The following is a 12,295-nucleotide window of genomic DNA, read 5'->3' on the forward strand; positions in this document are numbered from 1 at the left end:
TTGTAAGATAGTTATTCCATCCTTTTTTATAAGTACCAGTGACGATTGCCTTGTAGCACGTTATAAGGGATTTCCTCATCCTTTTCTTCATCATACCCTTCACTCCAAGGATTACTGTTAACAGATGTCTGATTCCAGCATACACCAATCATATCTTCATCATTAATAATATCGTCTTCAATGATTCTAGCTTGCTCCCATAAACTACTGTTAGGATAATTCTCTTCGAATTCTTTAAATGCAGCAATTAATTTCGGAATATCTTCCCTCTTCACCACAACGTTATCGAAAGTAGACTTTAGTGTTATATTTTCAAAGTCTTTTAAAACACCTGTATCAGCCATTTTCCATAATTCTTTAAACCCACCAAGAAAACCGCCTTGAATGCCATATGCCTCTGAAAGTTTCATCCATACGTGCATTCCACCTCTCCATGCGTTTTTTGTTTCACCTACAAATTCAACTTCACCATTTGATTTCACACCATAAATAACCGTTTCGCTCATTTTTTTGTCCTCCATTTCTATTTAAGTAGCAATTCTGTTAAACTTTTTCTAATTCATATTCGCCATACCATGTTGAAGGATGCTCTACAATGTTGTATTGAGCTTCATATTTGAGATTATAATTTTGTGCAAACCACCAATGATCAACTGTAACTATCTCACCAGTTTCTTTAATTCTAACGTTTTCACCATCTTCAAAGAGGTGTTTTCTACCTTCCATTTTGCTCACCTCGTTTATATGCAAAATTCAAAACTTACTCCAATAAGAAGCTTCTTTCCCCATACGTCCACGTTCAGGCGCTGGTATAATCGGAGATGTAGTAGCTACTTCCATATCCCATTTTAAATTTTTAACCCGATTATATAATGTGCTTCTTTTTAGTCCGTTCTTTTTTGCAAACTGTATTTCTTCATTTGAGAGTATGCAATTGTTTTTGTTAGCCTGATTAGCACGCTTTAAAGACTCTTTTCGGCTCATTGGAGGTTTAGATATGGAATCTATTAAGCTCCATCCTCTTTTCCTACGATCTTCAAATGTATTTCTACAAATATTATTTTGCAGCGCAAGATGTTGGATTCTGCTCCACTCAGTAACTTTTTTAGGAGACTTAGTTAGAGCACTCTCTTTTTCCCATAAGCCATCACGTACCCTATATTCTAAAGTACTTCTGCAAATGCCATTTTGTTCTGCCATCATATACTCTTCAGGTGTAATATAGTAATCATAAATTGATTTCATTTCATCCACCCTTCACTATTAATTTTTCAAAAACTTACTTAACATGATGTGACCGAAAAACTTATCTATTAGATTTTGATTTTCATCATAAAGATTAATGTGTGCATCTTTTTCTTCAATACTCCACCCTTTTTTATCGCAAATATCGAAGTTTTTATTTCTTATATCGACTAATATGTTCCTTTGAAAATTAGCTAATGACATGAGTTTCACCCGCTTTGTTGTTAGATACTTTCATTAATTTTATCGACAAGTTCATTTAGTTCAGACGCTGTTTCTAAGTCAGCGGTATTATCCGCAATCTCTTGTAATTTAGTAGATAAAGCAAGTAAGAAATCAGGTGATGCATGCATTATCTTACCTCCTTATTTAATCGTGTAAAGCGTTTCACTTTATTTCCTATAGGCAAATCAACCATTCCAAAAAAGTCTTCTACATTACGCACCCATACCTTCTCTGTATCATAATCATCTTCAGATTGGTAAATAACGTGATAAACATCTCTATCGATATATGTAGCGCCTTTATGTACATATAGCTGCACTCTTTTTACTTCTGCTCCTTCTGGAGTATCTGCATCATATGCTAAGTTAGCTAACGTTAAATCATGTTTATTGCCTGTAAATTCACTAATAGGAATTGCAATACTATCAAAGAAGTATTCCTTTTCATTTCTGTAATGTTGATAGAAAGTGTTATACTTCATGGTTAAGCCTCCTCTTCTGTAAAACGGTTAAAGCTTTTAGAACCTTCAAAACCAAAATAATCAGGAGTACTGCCTACAGGTTTGACTTTTATACTTGAATAATGAGGAAATCTAGCATCCCATCCAAGTTCAAATTCTTCACCTATAGGTATTGGAGATAATCCACCGAATGTTTCATTAACACGAATCTTCCAGCCGATCCACTTCTCGCCACGGGACTTTTCTTTATTCTCACCACATTGGTTTTCAATTACAGTAGCATGAACACACCAATGGTATTTAGATTCAAATTGATATTGCTCCCCTACTTTCACTTCATCTGGAGCGATTGAGCCAAAATTCATATAAAGACCTCCGATATCTATTTTTCAAAAACATTCCACGGAGTGGATTAACTATTTATTATAATAAAGGGAATAGCATTTCTTTCCCTAGGTTTTATACTGTACGTTCTCCACGATATACCAAAAACCACAATACGTCAATGTATTTGTAATGTATTTCAATAATATTTTAACGTGTAATAATGTATTGCATTACAATCATGTTATTTTCCTGCTGATATTGGCTAAAATCTCCTGATTTCTCCTGTTTACTTGCAATCCACAGAAACAGAACAAATTCTTCCATGAAAATCAGATGTAGCATGGAAAGCATGAGCTGCTGCACGATCTAATTCAATGCCGATAGCATTTGTTTTAGTATCTACTGAAACGATTTCGCATTTTCCTGCGACTTCATGCCCAATTTTAAAATCAAATTTTTGTCCGATGGCTACAAATGGAGCTATAGGATTATGCATGGTAATTTTCATTAGAAATAACACCTCGTGTATGATTATTTAGAAATTCTTTTCCCTTCTTAGTAAGTATTGCGCCAAAGTAAGGAAGTTTCTTTTCACCTGGGAACACTTCACCAGAAATAGCTTCTAATTCATCTAGATTATGAATAATATCAATCAGTTCTGAATCAAACCTTTCAACCTCTCGTAATCGCATTGCTAAGGAATAGCTAAAAATGGTTGCACCAGATGTAATGTCTTTCATTGCTTGCAAATGCTCTTCTTTTAAGCTTTTTGTCATGTAAACCATCCCTTCATGTAATAGTAATAAATACTTCTTTTTATTATGTAAAAATTAGCTAGCAAGGAAATGATGAATATCTTAATCTAAATGGTTTTCAATAGAGCGCATTTCACCAACTAATTCAAATGTATTTAGAATAAATCGATCTAATTGCTTATGAGTAAAACCATTATGTTCTTCTTTATTTTCGTAATTAAGTTGCAAGTAAGCTTCGAACTGTTCTGGATATTTAGTTTCCAAAATACTCTCTACAGTCCGCCAGTGTTCACCGAATGCACAATCATAAAATGTCTTCTCATACTTATCAACTACACCAAGACCGGTTTTTGAATAACCTTCTCTCTTATAACCAAACTCAAGGTCTATAAATTGTTGGCTTTTAAAAATATATGTAAAAATCAATTTGCATTCTTCTTCAAAATTGCTAAAAGTAATTGTTTCGATTTTTTCCTCTTGAGTATATTGAATTAGAACTCTTTCTAACTCTTCGTCAGTTACCGTACGCAAGTATTCATATACAGCGTAAACAGTAGATTTAATTGCGTTGTCTATATCAATGTGCTTTTCGGCATAAATTTGTAATGTTAGTTTTGATAATACGATTGGATCATAAGTAAAACTAACTTGCATTGTTTGAGTCATAAATAGTCACCCCTATATTTAAATGAATGTAACAGTACATTGTGTCTTGCAATTTTTACTAAGCTGTTTTAATTCTTTAGAGAAACAATCAAGACAAATATTTTCTTGTGTTCTCTTACTACTATTATTTTGTTGTAACGTTTTAATATCTGAACGAAAAGCAAATCGTAATGGTTTTTCAAAAATAGGTGTATCAATTTGATGTGTGTCCATTCCACACGTATCGCATCTTAATAAATTATCTTTTGACATACAGTTCACTCCTAATTTTTAATAGTAAAATACTGAATATAAATGAACATAAATCAAATACACCCCCCGGAGGGGATGTACTTATTTTTTTAGAACATCTTTAGGGCTTTTTCCAAAATCTAAATGCACCTGTAATGCATCATCTTCCTCAAGTGAAGATAGATGAGCTGGTGTGCCAATAGGTAAAATACGATAATCACCATCACTAAAATGATGCTTTAAAGCTTTTTCGTAAGCTTTTAGTTCATCTTCTTCAATGATTTTAGCTTTTTCAGAAATAGTGGTGAATGTAACGTTAGAAATTTCACCCTTCTGATTTAAATCCATACTCTCTACGAAAAATCCAGATTGAATGAGTACATACTGCATAAAAACCTCTCCTTTATAAGTTTAAATGACCTGTCCTTAATCATGATCTATTGTAAATGCCTTTCCATACATTTGAATGTATTTTTCACATGCTTTTTTAAAAGCTGCAACTTCTTCTTCAGTATGGTTTTCGATAAATGGATGTGTTCCTTCATTGATAAATTCAATTTCTTTATCCATCTTAATGATAAGACCAGCAACTTTTTTCACTGTTGATGGATCAAAACTAATGCCTTCCGGTAATTCCTTTAAAGCTCTTTCAAAAATTTCACTCATAATATGCATCTCCTTTTTATGTATAAAACGACTAAAAGCTTAGCCAGTAGCCATTTTACCTTGTGATTTCGCTCTCTTTTTTAGCAAACGATCCATAGCAAGTGAGTTCACATCTTTGCCTTTAGATGTTTTATCTACGCCACCCGTTAGGATTTCTTTTGCTAATTCAGATTTCTTGAATAACAGTTGTAGCATATGTTCATCGTAAGATTCACTCATAATGTAGTAATACATAGTGATATTGCTAAATGCATTACCAGTTCGGTCAATACGGCCATTACGCTGCTCTAATTCAGTTGCCGTATATGGTAGGTCGAAATGAACCATATAATTAGCAACCTGCAGGTTTAATCCAGTACTACCAGCACGAGTGCTTATGAAGAATTTCGTATGTGGATCTTCACGGAATCGTTCGATGACAGAATCCTTTTCTTTATCAGATATTTGCCCAGTATATAGCACAGATTGTGGTAGGGCTTCATATATAATGCGGGCCATACGTTCATACTCTGTAAATATAACTACCTTAGAGCTAGGTTCATCATTTAAAAGCTGCTTAATAAAGTCCTTTAATTGCTCTAATTTAGGTGATTTTGCTATATCCTTAGGGGAAAGACCTAATTCGGAAATTACATTATGAGACATTTGTGAAGCCTCTGGGTGCACTAATAACTGCGGAGCATCACAGGTTTCAATTAAGAATGTCTGTAGTCCTTGAATAATGCCGTCATAGTATTCTTTCGCTTGTTGTGCATTCATTAGATTTCCGTTAATTACTTTTGTGCCGGATCCAAGAGAACGAACTGTATCTTTAATCTCTTCCATCTTCATTAAGAGATGGTCTTGAATTCTCTCTTGTGCATCAGTCATTTCTAAGAATACATGTGAATGCTGTACTTTAGGCAACTGTTGCTGAATCTCAGGCATTTCTTTGGTTCTCCTAATAAAATGAGGAGCAATTCGGTAATATAGTTCACCAAGATTAAAGCTACCTGTAATACCAAATCGATTTGAATATTTACAGTATCTTTCACGGAATACTTCCCATGTCCCTAAGATACTATCATCAACAAAATTAAATAGACTCCATACTTCCTCAGCTTTTGATTGTACTGGTGTAGCAGTCGCTATAAAGCGGTAAGGAATATGCTTTAAGTCATAACAAGCTTTAGCATTTAATGAAGGCTCGATATTTAAATACTTATCTGTAACACCAGACTTGATCTTTTGAGCTTCATCTAAAGCAACAATATCAAATGGAATTTCTTTAATAAGTTTCATATACTGCGCACTTCTTAATGTTTCATAATTAACAACCAAATATCTAATATCAGAGCGTGATGCAAATCCTTTAATAAATTTCTTTCTTTTTGCAGGGCTGCCGTATACAGCTATGGCTTCTTCACCAGCAAATTTATATATCTCTTTAGCCCACTGTCTCTTTAAAGAGTTTAGCGTCACGATTAATACACGACGTGCTTTATTTCTATTAAATAGTATCTGACATGCTCCGATAATTTGAGGTGTCTTACCAAGTCCTACGCCATCAAAGATAGCCGCTCTTCCTCTATCAGCTAAATAATGAGAGCCAACTTTTTGATAAGGGTATGGTTTGATTGTCCATGTTTTAAAGTCGTCATCATCTTCCCAAGAAAGATGTTTATTTATAAGTTCATGATTTACATCACAATTCTTAATAATTTCTTTTAATGGTTGATTCCAGATGATTTGATTGCCGAAATGTAGCAAAAGATCACCAATAGATTCTTTACCAAACATCCATTCACCAGTTTCATAGTCAAAAGTACGACCTTCAATAAATCGTATTTTTTCTAATGTATAATCAAAGGTTTCTTGTGAATCTAAGATTCTTACATAGATGTTTCCGTACTGTTCACGAACCTGAATCATGTTGTCACTCCTTCCTAAGAAGATTACAAATCATATAGAAATAATTATACATGAAAATAATTGTAAAATATACATAATGCTTCGGCATGCTTCAAAATGCATACAATTTTAGCGTCTAATGAAGAGAGTAGTCGTAGGGGAAAGATTAAAAATAAATAGACCGCCATCCTGTTTATAAGAATGACCATCTATTTATCATATATTATGTCCAAGGAAGATCATCATTTTGAATATCTACTCCATTAACTTTAGGAATATTAAATGAGTTATCTTGTTGTGACATCTGTTGTTGCTGCTGTTGCCCACCTGCCATATTCATAGGTGGCACAGGTGGTAACTGCGTATTATTAGGATTAACATTTGTTTGATTCTGAACAGGATTAGGAGCTCCTATACCTCCTAATGTGAAGGACGGAGTGAATGTTCCATTAGGTCCCAACTCATTATTAGGTATATTTGCATTCATAGCTTTTGAAGAAGGTAATCCTTGTTGTAATGCAATCTCAAAAGATTTCTTCATTAATGCTTGCTCATAAATATATGCTAGAGCTTTATATTCACTTGAAATAACTTGAATATATTCGGGTGCAGCGGCTTGTGTATCAATGGCAAATGTACCATCAGAGTTAATCATGTATTGATTATTATTTACAGCAAGTTTCGCTTTAATAGTTGCTGGTTGATTTTGATTCTGAAACACACGATAAAAACGTGATTTACTTGGTGCAAAATTTGCATTTTTTACTTCACGGAATGTATCTGTATTTCTATCCCAACACTTATCTGCGCCAATAATGTAGTATGAACCATCTCCTGTATTAGATGGCACAATACGAAATGCAATACTTAGCATATGGAATGGAGATGCATTATCAGTAATCGTTAAAACAACAGAAATTGAATTATTAGAAGATGTTACTGTCAAACGGAAACGAGGATCTGGGTCATAAATCGCACGCTGTCTTCCGTTTGTTAAAGTTTCAACATTAGAGCCTTGAGAAAAATAATAAGCTGCAGTTAATAAAAAGTTCTGCAATTCACTAAAACGAGCGATGTTTAATTCTGAGAAACTTTCAGAACCATCATATAAACGAGTACCATTATCCATTGCTACTGGATTATATTGAACAAACCAACCTGATGTAAATGACGGTGACATATCTGTAACGATAACAGGATATCTTTGCTTACCGTTTTTATTAATTGGACTTTTAACTTCAACACGAATAGAATTAGCGATTGTATCTTGAACCATTTTTAAAATATTAGACATAATAATTACCTCCAGGAATATGAGTTGATTTAGAATTAACAATATTTACGAATAAATCCCACTACAGCTGTGAATAATAGAAGTAGCGGGATTGCATACAATTGACCAGTGACAACTAAGAAAATACATATCACAACAGCTGACGAGTTCATTAAACTAGCACCCGCTGTTTTAATAAAACACGCTCTATAATATGTAATGAATCTTCCAGTACAACAACTTGTGACATTTTATATAATGCAATAGATGTATCGTTAGAACGAATATCACACTCAATTTCAGAATTCAAATTATTAATAGCACTTTTAACAATAGAATGTTGCATTTCGATAGTGTGAGGAGACAGTAATTGTTGTAATTCCTTTTTAGATTGAACGTTCATAGCTTTTTGAGTTAAATTTGTAGTCATTATATATATACCTCCAAGGTCTATTTTTATAATAATAAATGGTTTATACTTTGTATTTTCATAAAAAATAAGAAATAGATTCTTATGAAATAGAAAATATAAACCATAAAGTATATAATTAGGCAATCTTAACTGTTCATAAAATGAATATCTATGAACAGATAGGTGTCTAATTTATAAATCATTCAGCTTGTTTCTTTAGGATTGCATTACAATCTTGTAAACGTGAGCGTCTTAGTTCATCACTACGCTCCTGCATTTCTTGTTGGAAAAGCAATATTTCTTTTGTTACTTCTTTACCAATAGTAAACATTTCTTTCATGAATGAAGCATATTCAGTTAGACTTAAATCATCTACTTCAATAGTCATCCCCTTGAAGTCTATGTTGATTTCTGGATTTATTGTAGTTTCTGGAACTTTTACCTCTAAGCCTTGCATATTTAATTTGTATTTCATGAATGATTCCTCCAATAGTTATAGAATTATATTTTGCTCACACACATCCGACGGAGTCGGCTCACACCATAAGCAGTAATTCGTTATTATTAAGTATTTTCATAAGTTCAAGCTCTTTATTTAATTCGGTATGAATAACGTATAAAGAAGACACACGAGCATCTTCTAAACAAATTGAATTCATGTTATATAATTCATAATCAAAGACATAATCTTCAATTCGCCCTTCTATATATCCATCTAACCGCTCTAAGTCAACAAAAGAACTAAATACTTCAAATGTAATTCTTTCTGCTTTATATAAAGCTTCTGCAAATGGATAGATATTAAAAAAAGTACCCTCAACAGGATACTCAAATGAATCAAAGACAGTGTTTATAATCATTATCACGATTAACAGCATCCTTTCTTTATTTACTTGGCATTAAGCTGTACTGAATATCAGCTGATAGACTATCTTCATCATGAAGATAATTTATAAAGTTCTGTTGCAGTTCTTCAGGTGCATGTGCAGTATGAAGTACCACCACTTTATTTTCATCATTTGATTCAACTACAGCTAATAATTGAAAATCCTCTTTTTCTGGCTTGATTAATAAATCTTTTAATTGCATGCTTATTTCTCCTTTTTTAATACAGGAACCTCAATAAGGTCACCGTGCTGAATAGAACCAACATTAGTGATTTTATTACGTTCTTGCGCAATATAAACGATATCTCGAATATCCCAATGATAGGTTACATCTTTATTTCGTTCTTTAATTACGTCATAAAGAGTGTCTCCTGATTTAATAATATATTCTTCGTAATGTACGTCATAATCTGTGTCAGTAGATAACATTGCCAAAAAGATAAATAAAAATATACAAGCAAAAGTAGATATGTAACGAATTACATGCATTAGATTCCCACCTTCCAATGTATGATAATTAAACTAGTGCAACCTCGTACAAGTCTTTCTTACCTTTTATCAGATATTCAGCAGAAGATGAAATTGTGTGTAATCGATAATGGTCTTGATGATTTGCTGAATTTTGAAGATGAACTTTAAATGCGATAACTCGTGTACTATCAGTTAAAATATCAAAGATTTCTTGCCACAAATCTAAATGTTGCGGATAAACTCCTTTAGATGTAAGCCAATTATTACTTGCCCACTTATGCATGTTTTTATTTAAACCAGCACTCACTGGTGCAACAGAAGTATAAATGTGTATGAAAATAGGTTTATCTTTCTTTAAAAGTTTTAAAGCATTCAAAATAGCGTTTAATGTCATTCTAGTAGCGGTGGTATCTTTAGCATATCCACCAATCTTTTTCGTATAATCTTGACCATTTATACAAGAGTGAAGGTACGAGCACCAACCACCATTCTTTTCTTGGTCTACAGAACCCGAAACCCACAAATCAACTTTCATTTTATCAAATTGCGATTTCGACATAATATATGTCCTCCTTTTGAATTAAATATGATTAATATTCCCTTTAAGATATCCACTAGTGTAGTAAGTGAATATCTTTAGTGAACATTAATTATAAGCATATTGTGAAACTGATATCCCTTCATATCCAATTAAGTAGCATTGCTTTTGAATTGCCACACAACATATAATGCGACTCTCACCAGAATGACCAGGGAGTTCTTCCAATTCAATATCAATTAAGGTAGCTTCTACGCCATTTGGAGGGAGTTGCATAAATAACCAAAAATAATCACTTGGCACCATTTTCTCTGCTAACAGACTATATGCATCGTAACATTTGCCTGAATTCTCGATTTTAATCGTATTACCCTTAATAGCTGTCAGACTCTCCACAATGCTTTCTGCTTGCTCTTTACTAAATTTCATATAAATACATCTCCTTCTTGATTTAGATTCACATACAAGCGACGGAGTCGCACAAATACACCGAAAGGTGTAAGAGTGAAACACCGAAGGTGTCTAACGATCACCCGGAGGGTGATTCACTTCAAAGAAGTGAAAAAACAGCACCGTAAGGTGCTGCTCTGTAGTATTGCTAATATAAATACATGTAAATTATTCAAATGAAGCTTCATATTTCTTAATAGCTACATCTAAGTCAGCAAAGAACTGTTCTTTCGTTTTACCAACGATATTTAAAGAAGAGTCCACTATAGATTTGACGGAATCTCTAACTTGAGAGTCGTAATCAGCAGAAGAGAATAAGCTGACACTTAGTGTGGCAACTAGAACTCCATATGGCTCCGCACTAGATTCAGCACAAGATTTACAATACGCAAAAGACATAGGTGCTAAAGAAGATGCAAACACGCCGACTATATTGTCAGAAGCGTTGCATACATCACATTTCATCGCAAAGGAAACTAAGCTATGATTATCTTTTGATTCCTCAACAGAAGTAGCAACTTGAACATTATTTGTAGAATTACACATATATAAACATCCTCTCAATAAATTAGTTGTTGTTAGGCATTACAATTTAATTATGAAACTTTAAGATATGTATCAACAATCCGTTTTAAAACATGTACATCTTGTTTCTTATCACGCTGTAAACAAGCATGGTCATAATACATATTAACTTGAAAGCATGCTCTATGTATAGCTGATTCAAAGTGCAACCAAATAGATTGAACATCAGAAATAGAACATTCATTGTAATGCACTACGTTATTATTTTTTGAACAATCAACAACAGATACATAAATAGTAAAAGATGTAGTCGTAGGGCAATAGGATAATTTAGCAAAACCATGAAATGGTTGAATAAGTGATTCTAACTTAATAACAGATAAATACATGATTAACACCTCTTTTGGATAGATTCACATACATGCTACGGAGTAGCTTTTATATACGAAGGATGAAGTTACATAGTCTGACCTAATTGACGATAGTGATCAAAAGTACCGTCCTTTTTCATTTTGCAAATAAGATCAGATATAGTAGATTCTGTACGACCTACAGCCATAGCTACACTCTTTCTGGCACCACGTTGATAAGTAGCACAAATATAAGCTAATTCTTTAACTGTATAAGGCTTCTTATGATTAAAGTGATAATCTGGGTGGTATTTCATGCGTCCACAAGAATCATATTGTATTTCAGTCATAATAAATCTCTCCTTATTATTTAGATAATTATTTTATATTCATGTTGAAGAAAAAACTATTAAACAACTAGCCTAGAAATAAGCTAGGCTAGTTAAAAGAAACAAATACAGCATTATTTAGCAAGACAGAATCGTACGGGCTTTCAATCTTGCCTTGCTCCCACAAATCATAAGTAACAATATCTTGACCTTTATGAGGACCACTGATAAAACGAATGGTGAATTTTCTTCCGCCATTACCTAATATGGTGTCACCTGGTTGACCGTTACCTATGCAATAGTGATGTCCATTAATACGAGCTGTTTTTTGATTATGCTCTGTAATATCACCAGCATTCATCCAATCTACTTTTTCTTGCCAAAAGTCACGTGTGAAAATATCATCCTCTTCTTGGCAACGATCACACTTACACCATTCGATTTCTACATCACTTGGTAATTTATCACTATCACAACAATCCTCGCAAGCTAACACTTTATTATTTTCGATAATTTTAAAACCATTTTCGTTATATTTAAACATGAGAACATCCCCTTAATGTTAATTGTTATCATCTACATACCACGGAGTGGA

26 protein-coding genes are annotated in these 12,295 nt (G+C 33.2%); all 26 read right to left on the bottom strand.

Going from position 1 to position 12,295, the window contains the following annotated elements:
- Nucleotides 1-26 precede the first annotated feature (26 nt).
- The gene (locus NST86_RS33525) at nucleotides 27-506 is read right to left on the bottom strand and encodes a hypothetical protein (RefSeq protein WP_340935542.1); all 480 of its coding nucleotides are present in this window, start codon (nucleotides 504-506) and stop codon (nucleotides 27-29) included.
- A gap of 37 nt (nucleotides 507-543) precedes the next feature.
- Nucleotides 544-726, bottom strand: a complete 183-nt coding sequence (locus NST86_RS33530; protein ID WP_340935544.1) for a hypothetical protein — start codon at nucleotides 724-726, stop codon at nucleotides 544-546.
- 27 nt (nucleotides 727-753) lie between these two features.
- Entirely contained in the window at nucleotides 754-1,245 is a 492-nt protein-coding gene (locus NST86_RS33535; RefSeq protein ID WP_340935545.1) for a hypothetical protein, read from the bottom strand.
- 18 nt (nucleotides 1,246-1,263) lie between these two features.
- Nucleotides 1,264-1,449, bottom strand: coding sequence for a hypothetical protein (locus tag NST86_RS33540; protein WP_340935546.1), 186 nt, complete (start codon nucleotides 1,447-1,449; stop codon nucleotides 1,264-1,266).
- 20 nt (nucleotides 1,450-1,469) lie between these two features.
- Nucleotides 1,470-1,598, bottom strand: coding sequence for a hypothetical protein (locus tag NST86_RS33545; protein ID WP_340935548.1), 129 nt, complete (start codon nucleotides 1,596-1,598; stop codon nucleotides 1,470-1,472).
- Nucleotides 1,598-1,951, bottom strand: coding sequence for a hypothetical protein (locus NST86_RS33550; protein ID WP_340935549.1), 354 nt, complete (start codon nucleotides 1,949-1,951; stop codon nucleotides 1,598-1,600). Before NST86_RS33550 ends, NST86_RS33545 begins: the two co-directional genes overlap by 1 nt.
- 2 nt (nucleotides 1,952-1,953) lie before the next feature.
- Complete coding sequence (locus tag NST86_RS33555) at nucleotides 1,954-2,295, bottom strand: hypothetical protein (RefSeq protein ID WP_340935551.1); 342 nt, start codon at nucleotides 2,293-2,295, stop codon at nucleotides 1,954-1,956.
- A 248-nt stretch (nucleotides 2,296-2,543) separates the two neighbouring features.
- Nucleotides 2,544-2,765 (bottom strand): hypothetical protein, encoded by a 222-nt coding sequence (locus NST86_RS33560; protein WP_340935553.1) that lies wholly within the window; start codon nucleotides 2,763-2,765, stop codon nucleotides 2,544-2,546.
- On the bottom strand, nucleotides 2,746-3,033 hold the full coding sequence (locus tag NST86_RS33565; RefSeq protein ID WP_340935556.1) for a hypothetical protein: 288 nt from the start codon (nucleotides 3,031-3,033) through the stop codon (nucleotides 2,746-2,748). Before NST86_RS33565 ends, NST86_RS33560 begins: the two co-directional genes overlap by 20 nt.
- Before the next feature lie 81 nt (nucleotides 3,034-3,114).
- Nucleotides 3,115-3,678 carry a hypothetical protein gene (locus NST86_RS33570; RefSeq protein ID WP_340935557.1) on the bottom strand — a complete coding sequence of 188 codons (564 nt, stop codon included), beginning with the start codon at nucleotides 3,676-3,678 and terminating at the stop codon, nucleotides 3,115-3,117.
- Between the two features lie 18 nt (nucleotides 3,679-3,696).
- Complete coding sequence (locus NST86_RS33575) at nucleotides 3,697-3,930, bottom strand: hypothetical protein (protein ID WP_098687418.1); 234 nt, start codon at nucleotides 3,928-3,930, stop codon at nucleotides 3,697-3,699.
- Between the two features lie 81 nt (nucleotides 3,931-4,011).
- Entirely contained in the window at nucleotides 4,012-4,299 is a 288-nt protein-coding gene (locus tag NST86_RS33580) for a hypothetical protein (RefSeq protein ID WP_098687417.1), read from the bottom strand.
- Nucleotides 4,300-4,335: 36 nt separating this feature from the next.
- On the bottom strand, nucleotides 4,336-4,575 hold the full coding sequence (locus NST86_RS33585; RefSeq protein WP_098205388.1) for a hypothetical protein: 240 nt from the start codon (nucleotides 4,573-4,575) through the stop codon (nucleotides 4,336-4,338).
- Nucleotides 4,576-4,614: 39 nt separating this feature from the next.
- Complete coding sequence (locus NST86_RS33590) at nucleotides 4,615-6,486, bottom strand: DEAD/DEAH box helicase (RefSeq protein WP_340935561.1); 1,872 nt, start codon at nucleotides 6,484-6,486, stop codon at nucleotides 4,615-4,617.
- Between the two features lie 202 nt (nucleotides 6,487-6,688).
- Nucleotides 6,689-7,759 carry a hypothetical protein gene (locus tag NST86_RS33595; protein ID WP_340935563.1) on the bottom strand — a complete coding sequence of 357 codons (1,071 nt, stop codon included), beginning with the start codon at nucleotides 7,757-7,759 and terminating at the stop codon, nucleotides 6,689-6,691.
- Nucleotides 7,760-7,910: 151 nt separating this feature from the next.
- Entirely contained in the window at nucleotides 7,911-8,168 is a 258-nt protein-coding gene (locus NST86_RS33600; protein ID WP_098205391.1) for a hypothetical protein, read from the bottom strand.
- 181 nt (nucleotides 8,169-8,349) lie between these two features.
- The gene (locus NST86_RS33605) at nucleotides 8,350-8,625 is read right to left on the bottom strand and encodes a hypothetical protein (protein ID WP_098205392.1); all 276 of its coding nucleotides are present in this window, start codon (nucleotides 8,623-8,625) and stop codon (nucleotides 8,350-8,352) included.
- A gap of 61 nt (nucleotides 8,626-8,686) precedes the next feature.
- Nucleotides 8,687-9,016, bottom strand: coding sequence for a hypothetical protein (locus NST86_RS33610; RefSeq protein WP_098205393.1), 330 nt, complete (start codon nucleotides 9,014-9,016; stop codon nucleotides 8,687-8,689).
- A 19-nt stretch (nucleotides 9,017-9,035) separates the two neighbouring features.
- A complete protein-coding gene (locus NST86_RS33615; RefSeq protein ID WP_072190617.1) occupies nucleotides 9,036-9,239 on the bottom strand; it encodes a hypothetical protein in 204 nt (67 codons plus the stop codon).
- Between the two features lie 2 nt (nucleotides 9,240-9,241).
- Nucleotides 9,242-9,526, bottom strand: a complete 285-nt coding sequence (locus NST86_RS33620) for a hypothetical protein (RefSeq protein WP_098205395.1) — start codon at nucleotides 9,524-9,526, stop codon at nucleotides 9,242-9,244.
- A 28-nt stretch (nucleotides 9,527-9,554) separates the two neighbouring features.
- On the bottom strand, nucleotides 9,555-10,067 hold the full coding sequence (locus NST86_RS33625; RefSeq protein ID WP_098205396.1) for an RNase H family protein: 513 nt from the start codon (nucleotides 10,065-10,067) through the stop codon (nucleotides 9,555-9,557).
- A gap of 87 nt (nucleotides 10,068-10,154) precedes the next feature.
- A complete protein-coding gene (locus NST86_RS33630) occupies nucleotides 10,155-10,475 on the bottom strand; it encodes a hypothetical protein (RefSeq protein ID WP_340935564.1) in 321 nt (106 codons plus the stop codon).
- 189 nt (nucleotides 10,476-10,664) lie between these two features.
- The gene (locus NST86_RS33635; protein ID WP_340935565.1) at nucleotides 10,665-11,042 is read right to left on the bottom strand and encodes a hypothetical protein; all 378 of its coding nucleotides are present in this window, start codon (nucleotides 11,040-11,042) and stop codon (nucleotides 10,665-10,667) included.
- 50 nt (nucleotides 11,043-11,092) lie between these two features.
- Nucleotides 11,093-11,410: a hypothetical protein gene (locus tag NST86_RS33640; protein WP_340935566.1), complete on the bottom strand. Its 318-nt coding sequence runs from the start codon at nucleotides 11,408-11,410 to the stop codon at nucleotides 11,093-11,095.
- A gap of 68 nt (nucleotides 11,411-11,478) precedes the next feature.
- Nucleotides 11,479-11,721 carry a DNA-entry nuclease gene (locus NST86_RS33645; protein ID WP_340935568.1) on the bottom strand — a complete coding sequence of 81 codons (243 nt, stop codon included), beginning with the start codon at nucleotides 11,719-11,721 and terminating at the stop codon, nucleotides 11,479-11,481.
- An 88-nt stretch (nucleotides 11,722-11,809) separates the two neighbouring features.
- The gene (locus NST86_RS33650) at nucleotides 11,810-12,244 is read right to left on the bottom strand and encodes a hypothetical protein (protein ID WP_340935570.1); all 435 of its coding nucleotides are present in this window, start codon (nucleotides 12,242-12,244) and stop codon (nucleotides 11,810-11,812) included.
- Nucleotides 12,245-12,295: the final 51 nt, after the last annotated feature.

The organism is Bacillus sp. FSL L8-0199 (assembly GCF_038005705.1).
Taxonomy (GTDB): Bacteria; Bacillota; Bacilli; order Bacillales; family Bacillaceae_G; genus Bacillus_A; species Bacillus_A cereus.